General features: G+C 50.3%; 15 protein-coding genes. All 15 read left to right on the plus strand.

The features are described from left to right. Positions 1 to 30 precede the first annotated feature (30 nt). The 15 genes from RBH33_RS16565 to rfbC all read left to right on the plus strand — a co-directional run bounded on the left by RBH33_RS16565 (position 31) and on the right by rfbC (position 18,486). Entirely contained in the window at positions 31 to 957 is a 927-nt protein-coding gene (locus RBH33_RS16565; RefSeq protein WP_306733333.1) for a hypothetical protein, read from the plus strand. Positions 958 to 992: 35 nt separating this feature from the next. Continuing rightward, positions 993 to 2,597: an aldolase catalytic domain-containing protein gene (locus RBH33_RS16570; RefSeq protein WP_306733334.1), complete on the plus strand. Its 1,605-nt coding sequence runs from the start codon at positions 993 to 995 to the stop codon at positions 2,595 to 2,597. An 11-nt stretch (positions 2,598 to 2,608) separates the two neighbouring features. Next, entirely contained in the window at positions 2,609 to 3,289 is a 681-nt protein-coding gene (locus RBH33_RS16575; RefSeq protein ID WP_306733335.1) for an acylneuraminate cytidylyltransferase family protein, read from the plus strand. Next, a complete protein-coding gene (locus tag RBH33_RS16580) occupies positions 3,286 to 3,933 on the plus strand; it encodes an HAD family hydrolase (protein WP_306733336.1) in 648 nt (215 codons plus the stop codon). Before RBH33_RS16575 ends, RBH33_RS16580 begins: the two co-directional genes overlap by 4 nt. Positions 3,934 to 3,952: 19 nt before the next feature. Beyond that, complete coding sequence (locus RBH33_RS16585) at positions 3,953 to 5,830, plus strand: hypothetical protein (protein ID WP_306733337.1); 1,878 nt, start codon at positions 3,953 to 3,955, stop codon at positions 5,828 to 5,830. A gap of 327 nt (positions 5,831 to 6,157) precedes the next feature. Then, entirely contained in the window at positions 6,158 to 8,314 is a 2,157-nt protein-coding gene (locus RBH33_RS16590) for a glycosyltransferase family 2 protein (RefSeq protein WP_306733338.1), read from the plus strand. Positions 8,315 to 8,409: 95 nt separating this feature from the next. Continuing rightward, positions 8,410 to 9,429, plus strand: coding sequence for an ATP-grasp fold amidoligase family protein (locus RBH33_RS16595; RefSeq protein ID WP_306733339.1), 1,020 nt, complete (start codon positions 8,410 to 8,412; stop codon positions 9,427 to 9,429). 145 nt (positions 9,430 to 9,574) lie between these two features. Continuing rightward, complete coding sequence (locus RBH33_RS16600; RefSeq protein WP_306733340.1) at positions 9,575 to 10,720, plus strand: ATP-grasp fold amidoligase family protein; 1,146 nt, start codon at positions 9,575 to 9,577, stop codon at positions 10,718 to 10,720. A gap of 53 nt (positions 10,721 to 10,773) precedes the next feature. Then, on the plus strand, positions 10,774 to 12,795 hold the full coding sequence (locus tag RBH33_RS16605; protein ID WP_306733341.1) for a glycosyltransferase family A protein: 2,022 nt from the start codon (positions 10,774 to 10,776) through the stop codon (positions 12,793 to 12,795). Continuing rightward, positions 12,796 to 14,295: a glycosyltransferase family 4 protein gene (locus RBH33_RS16610; RefSeq protein ID WP_306733342.1), complete on the plus strand. Its 1,500-nt coding sequence runs from the start codon at positions 12,796 to 12,798 to the stop codon at positions 14,293 to 14,295. 53 nt (positions 14,296 to 14,348) lie between these two features. Beyond that, positions 14,349 to 15,344, plus strand: coding sequence for a glycosyltransferase family 2 protein (locus RBH33_RS16615; protein WP_306733343.1), 996 nt, complete (start codon positions 14,349 to 14,351; stop codon positions 15,342 to 15,344). A 145-nt stretch (positions 15,345 to 15,489) separates the two neighbouring features. Beyond that, positions 15,490 to 16,260: an ABC transporter permease gene (locus tag RBH33_RS16620; protein ID WP_306733344.1), complete on the plus strand. Its 771-nt coding sequence runs from the start codon at positions 15,490 to 15,492 to the stop codon at positions 16,258 to 16,260. Continuing rightward, on the plus strand, positions 16,257 to 16,997 hold the full coding sequence (locus tag RBH33_RS16625) for an ABC transporter ATP-binding protein (protein ID WP_306733345.1): 741 nt from the start codon (positions 16,257 to 16,259) through the stop codon (positions 16,995 to 16,997). The genes RBH33_RS16620 and RBH33_RS16625 overlap by 4 nt, the downstream gene beginning before the upstream one ends. Then, on the plus strand, positions 16,985 to 17,914 hold the full coding sequence (rfbA, locus tag RBH33_RS16630) for a glucose-1-phosphate thymidylyltransferase RfbA (RefSeq protein WP_306733346.1): 930 nt from the start codon (positions 16,985 to 16,987) through the stop codon (positions 17,912 to 17,914). The genes RBH33_RS16625 and rfbA overlap by 13 nt, the downstream gene beginning before the upstream one ends. Then, positions 17,911 to 18,486, plus strand: coding sequence for a dTDP-4-dehydrorhamnose 3,5-epimerase (gene rfbC, locus RBH33_RS16635; protein ID WP_306733347.1), 576 nt, complete (start codon positions 17,911 to 17,913; stop codon positions 18,484 to 18,486). Before rfbA ends, rfbC begins: the two co-directional genes overlap by 4 nt. Positions 18,487 to 18,667 lie beyond the last annotated feature (181 nt).

Below are 18,667 nucleotides of genomic sequence, written 5' to 3' on the forward strand. Positions count from 1 at the left end.
CTTTATGCAGACTGGAAACTTGGAAGTTTTATGATTGTAAATGTAGGCGGCTTCGGGCACACGGGCAATACGGCTTTGCTGGATTTTCTGATAGATACGGGTCATTTCGCGCCGATAGCTCGGGACTTTGGTGAAACCTCCATTCTGCGGGGTAATTGGTGCGTCGCAGGGATGCTAAAAGCCCTGGATAAAGGGGGCACTAAGGTCCGAGTGGAATTTTACTCAGATGCACTGTTGGGGATTATCAAAGAAGAGCACAAAGCATTCGCCCCTCCAGACATCAATGATTTCAAACGCAATGCCCGAGTAGTCAGTTTGTTCGGCGACGGTTACCGACTGTTAGTGGCCGAGCTTGTATCACAGTTTGAGGAGTCGCTGAACACGGGAGTTTCGCGTAGGGAATTCCTTCAAAGTGCTGTGGCTCCATTTTATGAGCGTCTGAGCGCGCTCGTTAGGTCAAAATCAGAAAACGATGTGACGTATGCGTTATCTCGCAATGATCCTGCTGGCTATGCTGTGGCCTTGTTGGATGCGGTTGATTGCGCATGTCACATTTCGATCATTCGAAATCCGGTAGATGTGGCTTACGAGTGGTGTAATTTCTATCACAAAACGGTCGATGAGCCGACCATTAGAAAGTTTGCCAATCAGTTTTGTAAAAAGATTGACCGGTTCACAAAAGAGTATGGTCAGCTAAGTGAAGCCAATAAACAAAAAGTGGTGATTGTTTCCTTTGAAAGTGTGGTGAGTTCAGTAGAAACCCGCAATGCGATTTGCCGCCTGCTGAATATCACACCGAATCAAAGTCAAGGAAAGTTCGATCCCATGGAGTCAAGTAAGAATATAGGTGTGGGGAATGCCTTGGATGAGCGATGGAAGACATACGTTAACAATGTCTGTGGGAAGAAATACAATCGATTTGTCGACCGGTTTGACGCATTAATGCTTCAAGCATAGGTGGTATTTTTTAAAACTTTTATCTGGGTATGCATATGAAAGTGCTGGATTGCACGCTTCGCGATGGTGGTTATTACAATAACTGGAATTTCACGACGGAGCTGGCCAACGATTATCTCAAAGCCATGCAAGCCGCTAGAGTGGATGTAGTAGAGCTGGGCTTAAGATCCTTGATCAACAAGGGGTTTAAGGGCCCAAACGCATTTACCACTGAGGCTTACCTGGATTCTCTAGACATCCCGGCGGGGCTCTCTGTAGCAGTGATGGTCAATGCAACCGAGTTGGTGGGTGAAGGTACCCAGAATAAAACGTTGGCGGCATTGTTTCCTTTTCCCGCATCAGAATCCAAAGTGGATGTAGTGCGCATTGCCTGTCACGTTCACGAATTCAAGGAGGCGTTACCCGCCTCGAAGTGGTTGAAAGACCGAGGCTTTGCTGTTGGCTTTAATTTGATGCAGGTGGCTGACCGTAGCCGTCAGGAGATTGAGGCGCTAGCTCAGGAGGCAAGCCAATACCCGCTCGACGTACTCTATTTTGCGGACAGCATGGGCAGTATGACGCCAGCGGATACCTTAAACATCTTGAACGCTTTTCGGGTGCACTGGTCCGGTCCGATGGGGGTTCATACCCATGACAACAAAGGGCTGGCACTTCAGAATACGTTGACTGCCTATAACGAAGGGGTTGAGTGGCTAGATGCCACTGTGACCGGTATGGGGCGCGGTCCAGGTAATGCGCGAACAGAGGAGCTGGTTATTGAGGCGGCGGAGATCCGCAACTCGGCGATGAACCTCGTTCCGTTAATGACTCTGATCCGCCAGTTTTTTCAGCCGTTGAAAGCCCAGTGCGGTTGGGGTTCCAATCCTTATTATTACCTATCGGGTAAGTACGGGATTCATCCGACTTACATTCAAGAGATGCTGGGCGATTCCCGCTACAGTGAAGAAGACGTTCTAGCTACCATCGAACACCTTAAGACCGAGGGCGGTAAGAAGTTCAGCTTCAATACTCTTGATGCAACCCGAAACTTTTATGTGGGGCAGCCCCGCGGCAGTTGGCGCCCAGCCGACTTGTTTGCTGGCCGCGAGGTGCTGCTTCTGGGCACTGGACCCGGCGTAGCGGAACACCGCAAAGCGCTGGAAGCCTATATTAAGCATGCCAAGCCAATTGTGGTGGCTATGAACACCCAATCAGCCGTTTCTCAGAGCTTGATTGATGTTCGAATTGCTTGTCACCCGGTCCGCTTGCTGGCGGACTGCGACCATTATGCTGAGTTACCTCAGCCACTGATTACGCCCGCCTCCATGCTTCGGGAAGACGTGAGGTGTGCTCTTGGAGATAAGAAGCTCTTGGATTATGGGCTGGCGGTTGAAGAAGGTTGTTTTAGCTTCAACGAATACTCGTGCGTATTGCCGTCTTCTCTGGTTGTTTGCTACGCGTTGGCGGTACTCACATCCGGTAACGCGACGCGGATCCTGATGGCTGGATTCGACGGTTATTCAGCGGACGACCCCCGTAATGCGGAAATGAATACAATTTTGGGGTTGTATCAGGACCAAGCTGAAGCAAAAGATCTGCTATCTATTACCGAGACCCGATATGATTTGCCCGCGAAAAGCGTTTACGGACTGGCTGGGTGAACGGTATGGGAATGAAAGTATTTTTGCCTTGCCGCAAAGGTAGCGAACGGGTTCCGCGTAAAAACATTAAGCCATTCGCCGGGTACCCTCATGGGTTGCTGGAGTTGAAGTTGCGTCAGTTGATTCAGGCAGAACGAATCGATGAAGTGATCTTGTCGACCAACGATGAGGACATACTTGAATACGCACGTACTTTGGGCAGTGAGAAACTAACGATTCATCATAGAGCGGACTCTTTGTGCACGAGTGCAACCAGTACCGACGAGCTGATGGCCCATGTGGTTGACTTGATTCCGGAGGGCCACATTCTTTGGACTCACGTAACGTCTCCGTTTGTTAATGCGACGTGCTATGACCAGATGATCAAATGCTACTTTGAGCAGCTTGATCATGGTTACGACTCCCTGATGTCTTCCACGCTCATTCGATCCTTTCTGTGGAACGACGGAGGCCCGATCAACTATGACAGGGCAGTCGAAAAATGGCCCAGAACCCAGACTTTGCCCGCCGTCCATGAGGTAAATAGCGCGGCATTCATAAATAGCGCCGAAAATTACCGGCGCTACGCAGATCGGATTGGGCAAAAGCCATTTTTGTTTTCTCTGGAATCGATAGTTGCCCATGACATTGATTGGGAGCCCGACTTTGTTCTAGCAGAGTCGATCGCTCAAACGGGGCTAGTCGAACTATGATTGACCGCTATCAAACAATAGTATTCGATTGTGACGGGGTTATTCTTAATTCTAACAAGGTCAAGACAGATGCGTTTTTCCAGGCAGCTTTGCCATACGGGGAGGAGCTGGCCAACGCGCTTGTTCGCTTTCATGTGGAGAACGGCGGAATTTCGCGCTATGTAAAGTTTAAACATTTTTTGGATGATATTGTTCCAGAAGGTGCGAAAGGGCCAGCGTTGAAAGAGCTGCTAATTAGCTATGCCCAGAAAGTGAGAGCGGGCTTGTTGGAGTGTGACGTGACTCCCGGGTTAGATGATCTGCGGCAGGCTTCAGGTCAGGCGCGTTGGCTAGTCGCTTCTGGCGGCGACCAAGGCGAGCTAAGAGAAGTGTTTGCGGAGCGCGGACTGGATACGCTGTTCGATGGAGGCATCTTCGGCAGCCCTGACGCCAAGGATGATATCCTCGCCCGAGAGCTGACTGAGCGGGAACAGAGTCCTGCCACTTTGTTTGTTGGGGATAGCCGATACGATCATGTTGTATCTCAAAAATTTGGGCTGGAATTTGTTTTTGTCACTCAGTGGACGGAGTTTTACGATTGGAAGTCGTATAGCGAAGAAAATGTAGTATTCACAGTAACTGAGCCATACTGCTTACTGCTGTAGTGGTTAAATAGGAAGCAGTATGGATTTTTTTATAGGTAGTGGTTCCTTTAAGTCAAAATTTGAATCTGGCGCTGGGCTCGCATCTCGACCTCAACTGTCGTTCGGACGCCAATTTGTGGTTGGTTCGAGTGAGCCGTTTAAGACCTTTAATTCATTGAATTTGTTGTTCAGTGGTGCGCGATTAACAAAGGATTCATTTCTTTCCCATTGGAACTTTGATCAGGCGAGTGATTCGGATGTATACGCGCATTATCAAAAACGAAACACGGATTTCAGTTTGGGCGTATTTTCACTTCTGGCTTGGTCTGAGGAAGAGTGGGAGCTCTCGCTCGACCGTTTGGCTCAATATACGGTATTTATTTGGACCTCTGGCGACGACTATCTAATAAGCAACTCTCTGGATTTGATGGTTAAGGTGCTTCACCTTTCCGGGTTCAGTGTTAAACGGTCTACACGAAGTACTGTTGAGGCTCTGGTGTATGGAACGACCTTTGGGTGTGCTACAGGGTTTGAAGGAATAACACTTTATCGTTCGCCGAAAGCATCTTTTCGCAGTGGCCAATTGAATATCGATGAATACCTATTTGTCAAAGAACTTTATTCAATTGACAAGAGGGATAAGTATGAAGATTATCTGGATGAGGCGATTGAATTTATAAGTGACGCGGCCCGCAATATTTGTCTGGACGCGTTCGGAGGAACAATTCTAACGGACTTGACTGGTGGTGTTGATAGTCGCCTTGTATTGTCGATTTTACTGCAATCTTCTCTAGAGCCTGAGGATATCAGTGTTTTCTGCTTAGGTTCTGATTCGAGAGCAGACAAAATTGTTGCTGACTATTTGGTCGAGCAGTATAACCTCTCGCCAGGTAAGTTCTTTAATGCGAAATCACCCGAGGGAAGCAGTTCAGCAGACTCCATCGAAAATGGAGTGCATCGGTTTTATGGAACGAAGCTGGCCGATTTTGGTGATTTTGGCGATGGGAAAATCATAGGGCAAACGAAGATAACTGGGTACTATGGCGAGTTGACTCGCCTGTTTTATGACTATATCCCAATGACGAATGAACGATTGGTTGATGAGTTTTTGTCCGTCGGAGGCCTCAATCGCTACATTTCTCAGGATGTTGTTGTTAGCTTGAGGAGCAAAATGCTCAACTTTTTTGTCAGCCTCGATAAGCTTGGTTTGACTTTTGATGATAAGTTGCATGCGCTATACCTTTTAAATAGAAATAAAGTTCATTTTGGTATGTCGGCACATCTCGCAGAGAAGACGAGGCAGGCATTTCACCCATTAAACTCTTCGCTTTTTGTCAAACTCTCTCTCCTTGTGTCTCGTGAGGAGCGTAAAGCAAATAAAGTAGCGTTCGATGTGATTGGGCGTTTGAGCCCTTCGCTGCAAATGGAGCCGATGGCTGAAAAAGTCTGGTCCAAATGTTTGTTGCCCTCCGGTTTTGATTATGAGTCATATCGTAACCGTTGTTTTATCAAAAATGGTGCGATGGCGCTTTCAGTTAATAGATACAAATATTCTCAGGCCAACCTTCTCCATCGGAAGGTTCCGAGAGTGTATGAGAATCCAAAATTTTCAGAGAGAATGCGAAAGCTCGGTGTTCAGTACCACTGGGCGATGCTTCCAGACGTGAAGTTGCGAGTCGAAAAGTACTTGAATCAAATCGATGCTGGTTCGCAAGCTGAAGGCATATCTGAGGTGTTGAATATAGTAAATATTAGGGAGCTTATTGGCTGCCTAAACTTTGAGGCTAATACCCATAGAGAAGTCGGTCCGAGCAATATCGAGGCCAAATTTTTGGTTAAAGCACTATCCGCACTAGCCTGGCTGCAGGGTAAGGAGGTATTTCCAGCTGTCAACTACCACTTTCATGTCCATAATTGATGAGACCTATGCATTAGATACTGACCTCAAACCGCGAGGGAATTACCGGCGAGTTTCGTCCATGAAAACCAATTCAAGTCCAACGTGATCTATTGAGAGTTGTGGATGTAAGAAAATGATCGCTAACTTAAGGGGCGTGGGTCGGCTCTTAAGTGCCGGCAATATACGGCAAAATTCGGTGCCCACCGGTTCCGCCCATGTGTTAACAAGTGCGCGGGATATAGGCCTGCTTCCCCGTTCGCAGTATACTGCGCCAAATGGCCGCTCTGAGCAACGCCCAACCGCTAAGTCCGGAAATTTTTAATTCTCATAAGACCTAATATACTCATGAATCAAAATGATTTGCCCGCCAGCTTTGATGAAGCTCTCAAGGTCATAGCAATCCAAAGGGAAGAGCTAGAGCAACAGGCCAAGCTGTTGAACGAGCTTAGAGTGAAGCTGGCTGCTCAAGATAAAGCCGTTTCGCACTCTGGTGCTGGACTGCTACAACGGTTTCGCCAGAGCCTACTGCGTAGGCCGACAGGCTCGGAGACTGTAAAGTCCAGTGGCTTGTTTGATGAAGAGTATTACCGCTCCCAGCTTCTTGGTCGCCCTGATCTCAAACGTGCCGAGAAAAACTTGCTTAATCATTATCTATCCGTGGGAGCTTTTGAAGGGCTAGACCCATGCGAACGCTTTGACTCTGACTGGTATCTAGAGGTTAACTCTGATGTTCGCACCGCGGGGCTCAACCCGTTGGTGCATTACCTCCAGTATGGTCAGCATGAGGGCCGCTTACCTTATCACGGTGCACAACAATCGATCTTTGGCGGTACGCCAAGACACACCTCAGACTTTAACGCTCGATTGTGGGGCGGTTTTTCTCATGTTGCAATGCCGGAGTTGGAAGCCTTGGCGGACCAAGGTCAGAACAGCCGGGCCGCTTGGTGTTTAGCTGCATGGTGTTACGCTCATGGTGATTTGCCCTCTGCATTGCAGCGTGTTCAGCAAAGTATTGAGAACGAGCCTCGAGGGGCGACGAAAAAAGCTTTGGTGGGGTTGGCTAAATGCTACACACTTTTGGAAGATTATAGTGGATTGGAAGCCCTGCTTACGGAGCCCGAGTCTGCGCGGGGATTAGGCAATATTTACCCTTATGTTCGAGCCAATCTGCTGAATGGGCAAGGGCGGCCGTTGGATTGCTGTGTTGCGTTAAATGACATCTTCAGTCGGGTGGGCCTCGTGGGGGTAGCCATGAAGGACGCTTCACTACCTTTGTCGCTATCTAATCTACAAGGAATTGCGGCGCCTGAAAGTATACATGGCAATGCTCCCGATGCACCGCTGATCAGCGTAGTTGTGCCTGCGTATAATGCTGGCGGCACGCTTCACATCGCCCTGGACGGACTTCTGGGCCAAAGTTGGACCAATCTTGAAATCATCGTTGTTGATGATGGAAGTTCCGACGATACCGCTCAGGTAGCTCAGTCTTACGAGAAAAAGGATCCACGAGTCCGCTACTTGCCCAACAGTCGAAATATGGGGGCTTATCCCACTCGAAACAACGGAATGAAAGCCGCGCGTGGGGATTTTGTGACCGTTCACGACAGCGACGATTGGTCTCACCCGCAAAAACTCGAGAGGCAAATGCAACCTCTGTTAAATGATGATAGCAAGGTGGCCACCATAAGCAGTTGGGTAAGGGTAGCGGCGGACATGCGTTTTGTCGGGCCTTGGTTGTTGAGTGACACATACGTTGAGAAGAATCATTCGTCTGTCGTTTTGCGCCGGGCTATTTTGGAGCAGATTGGCTACTGGGATGAAGTGAATGTTGCGGGAGATACTGAATTTTTGTGGCGTCTGGAGCACCACTTCGAGCATCACCGTATCGTGCACATCCTTCCATTTACACCCTTGTCGTTTGCGCTGGCAGACGATGCGTCACTCACCCGGACCAAAGCAACCCATGTGAAGACCATTCACTACGGACTGCGAAGAATATACCGGGAAGCGGCGAGCTGGTGGCATAGAAAAACAGACGGCCGACCGGTCCTTGAGAACGATAAAGAGCGACCCTTTCCAATCCCGCTGGGAATAGTGAGAGGCTCAGAGGCAGAATTCGATGCTGTACTGGTTGGGGACATGGCAGCAGAAGGCGAGGATCTCGAACGATTACTCAAAGAAGCGGCAGACGTTCTAAGTAAATATAAGAGTGTATGCTTATTTCATTGGCCTGGTTATGATTACAGACATGGAGCGCCTATTGCGGATGAAGTGTTCGAGCTGTGTCTTCGGCACCGTTTAAGCTTTGCTCATACTGGCCTCACTGTCAGTGCCGACAAGGTTGTGATCCTGGGGGGCGCATCAACCGATTATATGCCTACTCAAGGCGTGCGAATTGAGAACCTTGATGCCGTCGTAAATACTCAGGGAGACCTGTGTGGGCCTCAGGCAGAGCTCATGGAATATTTTGCGAAAGGAGGCGTTCAAGCTGGTGAAGATTAGCTGTGTGAGTTATTGGATGTCGCCGAAAGTCCGAGAGATGGAAGCTAAGCACACTACTCGAGTTGCTGATTGCTATCAGATAAAGGAGGTCGAAAATGAGTCACAAGCTGGTTGACCAGATAAATCAAGTGCGCTCTTCTTTTAAAAGGATTGAGGAGGAATACCAAGTTATTTGTGAGCCGATTCGAGCGATTCGAAAGGCGAAGATTCTGCCCCCGGAGGTAAGCGGGGTGGTTGAGGAAATTCGGAATTTTAAATTTTATCCCAAACTTACGCACGTTCCCAATGCCTTTTTTGAAAAGAGCCAATCGCACTCTTACCGCTTGCAAAGGGCTGCGCAGATAGGTGTTATTAACCGATCCAAAGAACTGCCGCCACGCGTTATAAGCAATAAGACCAAGGGGGCTCTATTTGCGAAGCGTGTAGGATTGCGTACGCCGGATTCAACTCTGCCAGTACCCTTGGAAAAAGTGGAGTTTACGTCTCCCAGAGTGATAAAGCCGCTTCACTCTGACGGTGGTAACTGTGTTTACGCCATACAACCCGCGCCCGACGGAACGCTTATCAACCGTTTTTCAGGAAAGACCTATGAGTCCGTTGGCGAGCTAAAGGATTCGATTCGCAATCATATGGCTAAGGTGGGTGTCAGTAAGGACATTTGGCTGCAAGAGGAGATGATTGTAGGTTCGAAAGGAGATCCTACCGAAACCATGGATGTTAAATTCTATACGTTCTATGGGCGAGTTGCCTTAGTGCTACAAGTGGACCGTTGGAGAGGCAAAAAGTATAGATTTTTCGATGCTGAAGGAACTATGGTTAACACCGGTAAGTACAGTGCAGATGGTGATATGACAGCGCTGTTTGATAAAAAGTTAGTAAAGCTTGCGAGCGAAATCAGTTTGAAAATTCCCTGGCCGCATATTCGGATTGATTTCTTGGTTTCGGATACGGATTTTCGTTTTGGCGAGTTTACTTGCCAGCCCGGTCAGGCCTCTATGTTTAATACGGAGTGGGATTCAGAATTGGGGAAATGCTATGTTGAAGCCCAATCTCGCCTGTATGAAGACTTTATCAAAGGCAAGCAGTTTACCGAGTATAACGAAATTATAAAGTGATTTTTGCGCCCATATTCTGGTGGTGCTACGTGGTATGTTGCTGTGTTGAATTTGTTCCCATAGAATCGATTAAGAATGAGGTTTTTACAATGGAATTGACGCAAGTCGCAGCCATTTTTAAAATTTTGGCTGCGAGGTTGAACACATGAGTGAGGTGGAGTTTGATCGGCCTGATGCTGATTCGTCTTTTTTGACCTTTGTCAGGAATGAGTTTCAAAAAAGGGGAACGCCGCTTAGAAAGAAATTGGCGAACAAACATTCTGCTGCCCAGGAAGTCCAAAAGCTCGGACTGAAGGTGCCTAAGAAGCTCAGAATCCTGGAGAATATCGAGGATTTAAAGCCGTGGCATTTGAAGCGACGTGCGGTTTTAAAGTATGGCCGTGGATGGTCGGCACGCGGAGTTATGCTGCTGGAACGCAAGGGGATCAACCGATACTTTGACCACCTCAGCCTGCAGAAATATGCGCTGCAAAGCATAAAAGAGCATCAAGCTCGAGTCGCTAAATCCTTCGGAAGCAAAGACCCGAACTGGATACTTGAGGAGCTGCTTGAGCCTACCCATGCATTCGGCGCCGTTCCTTACGATTACAAATTTTATGTATTCGGTGGGCAGATCGGCTTGATACTTCAAGTGGACAGGAATACGACACCACCAAAGCAAGCGTTGTTTGATGGTTCATTTAAGCCTCTCCATTTGGGCGTAGACTATCTTCTTACTGGCAAAAGTTGTCAGCCGGGACTGCCAATAGTTCCGCCTCACGCGACAGAGCTTATGTGGTGGGCGCTTAAGTTAGCATCCATTACAGATTCACCGTTCGTGAGTATTGATTTGTACGATACGCCCCAGGGGCCGGTGTTTGGAGAATTTACCTTTTCACCCGGTGCTACGCATAAACGCATGTTCACACTTTCTAAGCGCTTGATTGATTATTACGATGAGCTTTTCAACGCGGCGGAAAAACGGTTGGAAGAAGGTGTCGAAGTTAAGCGAGGCCAATTCGACACCGATATGGCGCGCTTTGTGGACCTTGTCGCTACAGCGGATTACAAAACCTTGGCGCGTACTTCAAAAATTCCTACAGAGTTGTATAAAACATGGAGTGGAGTGGCTTACAATCGAGGCAGTATTGGGGCACTGAGGCTTAGTGAGTACTTTCGCAATCGGGCTGAAGCTGCGGAGGATCAAACGGAAAAGGCGATTTATACGCACCTTTCGAGCGCATGGGAATCGATTCAAAAAGAGGTTAAGGCACATACCAGAAAGTACAAGGCTATGGCTGCAACACCGTGATACGCGCACCCACAAAGATTGTGGTTTGGGATTTTGTTTAGGGGGGCAGGGAATTGTTGACCGAATCAGAATTCATCAATAAGGCCTACCATTGGCTTGGCCGTAAAACCCGCCGATTACCCTTGGTCAATATTGAGGGCCGCCAGGTGCTCGCCAGCGGGTTATTTGACGCCGAATTCTATTGCCAGCAGTTGAAGGGTAGGGAAGATGAGGCGCAGGGTATAAGAGCGCCACTAAAACACTATTTACACACTGGTGGATTTGAAGGGCTTGACCCCGGCCCAAATTTTGACTCCGATTGGTACCTTGCCGTTTATCCTGACGTGCGCGCAGTGGGCCTGAATCCTCTTGTACATTACGTTCAGCACGGCCTCGCTGAAGGAAGGCTTCCCTCGCATGGCGCCAAGCCGCTTGAGCCACTAAACCGACTGGCACCCAATGCGGACCTCAACAAGAAACTCTGGGGTGGGTTTCATCATTTAGCGCTTCCCCAATTGCGCGCGCGGGCCAACGATCTTCACGACCACCAAGCGGCTTGGTATCTATCGGCGTGGGAATACGCTCAAGGCGATTTTGAAGGCGCCTTGCAATGGCTTCAAGTGGCTATAGCCCATGCCCCAGGGGATTTGGAGCGACGTCATTTAATCGGTCTGTCAAAATGCTACACGCTCTTGGGTGGTTATCCTGCGATTCAGGTGCTACTGCGAGAGTCCGCTTATGTAGATAAGCTGGGTAAAGCGTTCCCCTACATTCAAGCCAACGCACTGTATGAAAGTAGTGTGAATGCCGAACGAATGAGTGCTCTGAACAAGCTGTTTGCAAGTGCCGGCTTGGTGGGCGTTACCATGCGGGACTCGAATCGAGACTGGGGCTTGGGCAATTTGACCGCCGTTGAGCCGGTCCCGCCTTATGAATCAACCCAAATGCCCCTGGTGAGCATTGTGTTGCCCGCCTATAACGCAGGCAGAGCCTTGTGTATTGCTTTGGATAGCCTTCTGGCGCAAACCTGGACCAATCTTGAAATCATTGTTGTTGACGATGGCAGTACGGATGAAACCGCGGAGGTCGCACAAAGTTATACCACCAATGATTCGAGGGTGCGCCTAATCGTAAACAGCGAGAACCAGGGCGCCTACGCCAGCCGCAACAATGGTATGCGGGTCGCTGCAGGCGAGTTTGTAACTGTCCACGACGGCGATGATTGGTCACACCCGCAAAAGATTGAACGGCAAATGCAACCGTTACTGGAGAGCGCTGACCTGGTGGCAGTGGGTAGCAACTGGGTTAGGGTCACCAGGGACATGCGCTTTGTCGGGCCCTGGCTGCCCGGCGAGGAGTTTATGGAGCCCAACTTGTCTTCTTGGGTTATCCGCCGATCAGTGCTTGACGCTATCGGGTATTGGGATAAGGTCAATGTAGCCGCCGATAGTGAGTTTCTATGGCGTTTGGAGCATCACTATGGCCACAAGGCTATGACGGTTGTTCTGCCCGATTTGCCCCTTGCGTTCGCGCTGTCGGACGAGGCCAGTTTGACGCGGAGCAAGGCCGGCCATGTGAAGTCGGTATATTTTGGTTTGCGGCGCCTGTACCGGGAAGGGTGCCGCTGGTGGCACAGAAAGAGTGGCTGCCGGCCAGTGCTTGCCGAGCCCCGGCCTTTTCCCGTCCCGCTGGGGATCACACGTGACCGGGCGGACCAGTATGACTGCGTGATCGCTGCAAACTTCGCGGTAGACGGCCGTGTGCTCAACGCAACATTGAATCATTTAGAGGATGCTTGTAGGAAATACGACAACGTGTGCCTGCTCCACTGGCCGAACTATGAGGGCTGGCTCGATGCCCCCATCGCGGACGCCGTATTTGAGTTTTGTCAGGAGCATGGGCTACATTTTGCTCATTGGGGGCTGACCTTGACCGCCAGGAAAGTCGTGCTTGTGGACGAGGAGCTGTGGCATTACCGCCCGTCAGAAACCGTATGTTTGGAAGGTCTAGAGCGAGTGGAAAATACGGCTGGCGAGCTGTGCCAACCGCAGGAAGAGCTTTTGGACTATTTTGACTGCGGCCTAGAGAGTCATTGAATGGCTGGGCTTCCGTTCTTCAAATCATGGGAGCCTGAGTCCCTGTCGCGAGTGCTGAGAAAGCTCTACTGGCGCCTGCGCCTGCGTGGCCAGCGGCCGCCGGCGGGGTTTGATTCCCGGTGGTACCGACAGATGTATCAGGACGTTGCTTCGGCTAATCTTGATCCTGAAATCCATTACCTCCGTTTTGGCCGTCATGAGCGGCGAGACCCCAACCCAAGCTTCAGCGCTTCTGGGTATGTCCGGTTGGAGCCCAGTGCCGCCGAGGCGGTTGACCCTCTTGAACATTATTTAAGGGAAGGGCGCAAAGCGGGTTTGTTACCCTTGCCGGAATTCGAGGGGCTGCAACCTTTTCGCCAAGAGGCGCCCGTGTTGATGGTCTGTGGGCATCAGGCTGGCCGAGAATTGTACGGCGCCGAGCGCAGCCTTTTGGATGTATTGAAAAGCTTGAACGGTCTTGGTGTAAATCTGATTGTGACCCTGCCAAGCGCAGTCAATGAGCCTTACCTAAAGGCGATCGAAGCATTGGCCTGGAAGCTGGTAATTTTACCTTACGGTTGGTGGCGCGCGGGGAACCCGGCTATAGGCGCTACTCAAAAGAATTTTGAGCGTTTGTTGGTGAAATACACCGTGAACGCGGTATTGGCTAATACCCTGGTGTTACACGAACCGGTTTTGGCGGCACGCCGGTTGGATATCCCCGTGGCTATCTTTGTGCGGGAGCTGCCCGCTCATGACGAAGCATTGTGCCAGCTGTTAAATACAACCCCGGAAGCAATCGCCAACCGCGTTCGTGAGCTCGCAGACGTAGTGGTGTCCAACTCCAGCTTTACAGCGAAAAGCCTGGCACTGCCCAAGGCGGAAGTTGTCCCCAATGTGATTAGCATCGAACGTTTTCGCGGCTTAGCCACGCCGACAGAGCGGGGCGAGCCATTCACCGTTGTGATGATCAGTAGTAACCTCCCCAAAAAAGGGCTCGAGGATTTTGTGGCTCTGGCGTGGCGGCTTCAGCCTACCGGTATTCAATGCCGGCTGATAGGCCCTGAGAACTCTCATGTCGCTGTTTTACGTCAGCAACAGGAAGCTGGCGAGGTGCCACCGAATCTGCTTTTTGCTGGCTATGCCAGCAAACCCGAAGAGGCTCTTCTGCAAGGAGATGTGGTGGTGAACCTGTCCCACTTTGAGGAGTCTTTTGGGCGTACTGTTTTGGAGGCCATGGCGGCGGCCAGGCCGGTAGTGGCTTACCGATGGGGAGCGCTGCCCGAATTAGTAGAGCATAAAGTGACTGGTTGCCTGGCTCCACTGGGTGACGTGGAAGCAGTAGCAAACTATGTGCAAAAACTAGCGGAGCATAAAGCGCTCAGGCGAACATTTGGACGGGCAGGGCAGGAGAAGGCCCGTCGTTGTTACAGTCATAAAGCGTCGGCACAGGGGTTACGTAAAGTTTTGCGGCAGCTGAAAAGCTCCCGGTTAGAGCATCATTCGCCGGGGACCGCCTAGCACTCTTCTGGGCGGTTGAACTGCCATTTATAAGTTTAAAGTAGGAATAATGTGTGAAAATTGCCATAGCCGCCATCGTGAAAAACGAGGCGACCAGTTTGTTAGAATGGATCGCGTACCATCGTACAGTAGGGATTAAAGATTTTATCTTGGTTGACAATTACAGTTCCGACGGTACCTGGGAACTGCTGAAAGCTTTGCGCCGACGGGGTCTGGTACGGGCTACGCGCTTTCGAACTTTGGCGGGGCAAGCTCCCCAGCTGGATGCCTATCAACAGATACTGAATCGTTACGGACGAAAGTATGATGTGTTGGCATTTATCGATGCTGACGAGTATTTAGCGCCTACAGAAAAGCAAACTACGCTTACGTCCGATATTGAGGAGCTGTTTGCGGACGATGATGTTAGTGCCGTAGCGTTGAGCTGGGCTTGCTTTGGATCCTCCTCAGCGGTGTTTAAAGGCCGCGCCATGGTGCCGGAGCGCTTTACCCACCGCGCTCCCGAATCCTTTGCCACCAACCATCAGTACAAATCTTTGGTGCGACCCGATCGCGTTGTTCGTTTTCTGAACCCCCACCAAGTATGGCTCAGCCAAGGAAGTTACACTATGAGTGATGGGCGGACGCTGGTGCCACATGAGAATGGACTCCATGGATTTAGTCGTGATTTGTGCTGGGATCGCCTGCGGGTGAACCACTACGTGGTTAAGTCGCTGGAGGAATTTTTGGTGCGCAAGAGCCGGGTGGGGAGCGCGGCGATGCCCGGACGGGTAAAGCATAAGGAGTTTTTTCGCGGGCATGATAGGAATGATGAGCCTGACATAGGGCTGCAGATGCTTATGAAGCCTACTCGTGAGGAGTTTGAGCGGCTCTCCCAGAGTCTCGAGACTGCTACGCGCTGGGAGTCTTTTTTGGGGGAGCTGCGGAAGGCTTCTGGTATGGCGGCGTACGGAGCATACTTGTTGCGCCGCACCCGTCTTTATGGCTTCCAGAGGTTAAAGTACGGCCCCCTAGGAGCGAAGTACAGAATTGAGCAGGAAAAGGAATGAGTTGCCGTAGGATCCTCGCGACTACGCCCATATTCGCCCACTTGTCTGCCTGTGTCGTTTACATCGTCGGGAGAAACCGCTAGCATCCGTTCAACGGTTGAACGCGCAGCGAATCTGCCTCCACTAAATGATTAGAATTTGATCAATGAAGCCACTTCAGTTTATTAGCCTTTTGGACATTAAAGCACGCATGGGCCTAAAGTCCGAGGCATCCAAACTCTACCTGAGCTATCTCTGGTGGGTGCTGGAACCCATACTATGGGCGCTCGCCTTCTTCTTCGTTTTTGAAATATTGTTGGCCTTCGGCCGCGACCTGTTTTTCATTTTATGCGGCAAGGTGCCGTTTTTGTGGTTCAGCAAATCCGTGACCAACGGTTCCGGCAGCATCGTCTCCGGGAAGAGCCTGATTAACCAAACCAATGTGCCAAAGCATTTTTTTCCTTATGAAACGGTGCAGGGGATTCTGTATAAACAATGGCTCGTATTCCTAGTGCTTCTCGGGCTTGCGGTTATATTCGGTTATGCGCCTACATGGCACTGGCTGTGGCTAATTCCGCTGATCATCGTACAGTATTTGGTGATCTTGGCCGTTACGTTGCTTGGTGCGCTGTTGGTCAGCTATGTTCGGGATGTACGCATACTAATTAACATGAGTATGTTGTTTCTGATGTTTACCTCGGGGATATTCTGGGACCTCAGCCGCATATCGGACCCGATTAAGCGCGACTTACTAATAACCTGGAACCCTCTGGCGTATCTAATTGATGCCTACCGTAAGGTAATTATGTACAACACCATGTACGACGTAAGTCACTTGCTTGCCGTTGCAGGGGTGTTCTTCGGGGCTATTGTTCTACTTCATGTGATTTACCATTACAAAGGCCAGGCTATTGCGTCCAGGGTGATTAACTCATGAGTGACGGACAGATTCTATTATCGGCAAAAGACCTTGAGTTCGAATATTCGAGCCGAGTTTGGGGTTTTAAGCGTTTGACGTATCCAGTGCTCAAAGGCATGACTTTTGATGTCCGCCGTGGTGAAACTCTGGGTATTGTTGGCCGCAATGGCTGTGGTAAAAGCTCGCTGCTTCGTATTCTCAATGGTGTAATTGCCCCCACGGGTGGCACCTTAATTGAGCATAAGGGTATGACTCGCATTTTGCTCACTTTGGGGCTGGGTTTTGATGTTCATTTGACCGGGCGTGATAACGCCATGTTGAGCGCCATGCTTCAGGGCTACTCCAGGGAGCGCGCTCGCGCCTCGTTGGAAGATATTAAGGAGTTTTCGGAGTTGGGCGACTTTTTTGAGCGCCCCGTAAAAATGTACTCGTCGGGAATGCGCAGCCGACTTGGCTTTTCTACGGCGATGAAAACTGAAGTGGATTTGTTGTTGATTGATGAAACCCTGAGCGTCGGCGACCAAAACTTTAACCGCAAAGCCGAAAAAGCAATGATGGAGAAAATCAATAGCGATCAGACCGTAATATTCGTCAGCCACAGCGGCAAGCAGGTAAATAAGGTTTGCAGCCGGGCGATTTGGCTTGAAGATGGTCAGATCAAAGCTGAAGGAGACACCAAAAGCGTTGCCCGAGAGTACAAACAATTTATGGACGCTCTGAGCAAGCAGGGGGGGAAAACCGCGTGGGCGAGTTAAAACGCAAGGGTATTATCCTCGCTGGTGGTTCCGGCACCCGCTTGTACCCGCTTACTAAAGGCGCCAGCAAGCAGCTGATGCCCATCTATGATAAGCCCATGATTTACTACCCGTTAACCACTCTGATGTTTGCGGGCATACGGGACATCCTGATTATCACTACGCCTCATGACCTAGAGTCTTTCCAGCGCCTGCTGGGGGATGGTAGTCAGTGGGGGATCAATCTCCAGTACGTGGCACAACCCAGCCCGGACGGGCTCGCGCAAGCGTTTATATTGGGCGAGGAGTTTCTTGCCGGCCATCCCAGTGTATTGATCCTGGGCGACAATATATTTTACGGGCACGGTTTTCTGAGCTTGCTGCACAGCGCTGATCAGCGCAAGCAGGGTGCGACGGTCTTTGGTTACCATGTGGATACGCCGGAGGCCTACGGCGTGGCGGAGTTTGATGCTAAGGGACAGGTGGTTAGCTTAGAGGAAAAACCAGCGCAGCCCAAATCCAACTACGCCGTGACCGGGCTTTATTATTATGACAATCAGGTATGCGATATCGCCAAGAACCTGAAGCCTTCCGCACGCGGCGAATTGGAAATCACCGATATCAATATGCATTATCTGCGCAAGGGTGAACTTACCGTGGAGATCATGGGCCGGGGTTATGCCTGGTTGGATACGGGAACCCACGAGAATCTGCTCAGCGCTGCGCAATATGTGCAAAGCATTGAGAAACGCCAAGGGCTTAAAATTTCTTGCCCGGAAGAGGCCGCCTATCGCCAGGGATTCATTACCGATGAACAGTTGGAAAAACTGGCCACAGACCTACTGAAAAGTGGCTACGGCCAGTACCTGTTTAAGATTTTGAAAGATCCGCAACTCACCTGTGGCGAATTGAGTCGGCGGTCAGTGGACGAGCGATGAAAATTATTGAGACGTCGATACCCGATGTAAAAGTATTGGAGCCAAAGCGCTTTGGAGACGAGCGCGGGTTTTTCATGGAAATCTTTCGGGAGCAGTGGTTTCGCGAGCACGTGGCCGATGTTGGGTTTGTTCAGGATAACCACTCAAAATCCAAACAAGGTATTCTACGGGGGCTGCACTATCAGTTAGAGCAGCCTCAGGGAAAACTGGTTCGGGTGACATTCGGCGAGGTGTTTGACGTGGCGGTGGACCTTCGTGAAGACTCCGCGACCTTTGGTCAGTGGTACGGCACACACTTGAGTGCCGGGAACTACCGCCAAATGTGGGTGCCAGCCGGTTTTGCTCACGGGTTTCTGGTACTTTCAGGCGAGGCTGAATTTCTCTACAAGTGCACTGATTACTACCATCCCGATTCCGAACAAACCCTGCTTTGGAATGACCCAACCCTCGCTATTAATTGGCCTATCGATGGTATTGCACAGGTGATCCTATCCGAAAAAGATCGATACGGGGCGACTTGGATGGAAGCGAAGAAGTTCAAACCGACTGGATCCCCGCTTTCGCGGGGATGACGGGGTATTGTTGCCGAGCTCGGTGTACAGTCACGTAAGTTCTTCTCAATGCCGTCATCCCCGCGAAAGTGGGACGACAGGTTGGTACCGTCAGGTTCGTCATCCCCGCGAAGGCGGGACGACCGGTCGGTACGGTCAGTTTCGTCATCCCCGCGAAAGCGGGGATCCAGCTTGTTTGGAG

The organism is Marinimicrobium hydrolyticum, assembly GCF_030848505.1.
Lineage (GTDB): Bacteria > Pseudomonadota > Gammaproteobacteria > Pseudomonadales > Cellvibrionaceae > JAVDDU01.

Bases quoted from the DNA above. Each gene is read 5' to 3' on its own strand.
- RBH33_RS16600 (WP_306733340.1), top strand. From the start codon at position 9,575: ATGAGTGAGGTGGAGTTTGATCGGCCTGATGCTGATTCGTCTTTTTTG.
- RBH33_RS16595 (WP_306733339.1), top strand. From the start codon at position 8,410: ATGAGTCACAAGCTGGTTGACCAGATAAATCAAGTGCGCTCTTCTTTT.
- RBH33_RS16620 (WP_306733344.1), top strand. From the start codon at position 15,490: ATGAAGCCACTTCAGTTTATTAGCCTTTTGGACATTAAAGCACGCATG.
- RBH33_RS16585 (WP_306733337.1), top strand. From the start codon at position 3,953: ATGGATTTTTTTATAGGTAGTGGTTCCTTTAAGTCAAAATTTGAATCT.
- RBH33_RS16580 (WP_306733336.1), top strand. From the start codon at position 3,286: ATGATTGACCGCTATCAAACAATAGTATTCGATTGTGACGGGGTTATT.
- RBH33_RS16575 (WP_306733335.1), top strand. From the start codon at position 2,609: ATGAAAGTATTTTTGCCTTGCCGCAAAGGTAGCGAACGGGTTCCGCGT.
- rfbC (WP_306733347.1), top strand. From the start codon at position 17,911: ATGAAAATTATTGAGACGTCGATACCCGATGTAAAAGTATTGGAGCCA.
- RBH33_RS16610 (WP_306733342.1), top strand. From the start codon at position 12,796: ATGGCTGGGCTTCCGTTCTTCAAATCATGGGAGCCTGAGTCCCTGTCG.
- RBH33_RS16590 (WP_306733338.1), top strand. From the start codon at position 6,158: ATGAATCAAAATGATTTGCCCGCCAGCTTTGATGAAGCTCTCAAGGTC.
- RBH33_RS16565 (WP_306733333.1), top strand. From the start codon at position 31: ATGATTGTAAATGTAGGCGGCTTCGGGCACACGGGCAATACGGCTTTG.
- RBH33_RS16625 (WP_306733345.1), top strand. From the start codon at position 16,257: ATGAGTGACGGACAGATTCTATTATCGGCAAAAGACCTTGAGTTCGAA.
- RBH33_RS16570 (WP_306733334.1), top strand. From the start codon at position 993: ATGAAAGTGCTGGATTGCACGCTTCGCGATGGTGGTTATTACAATAAC.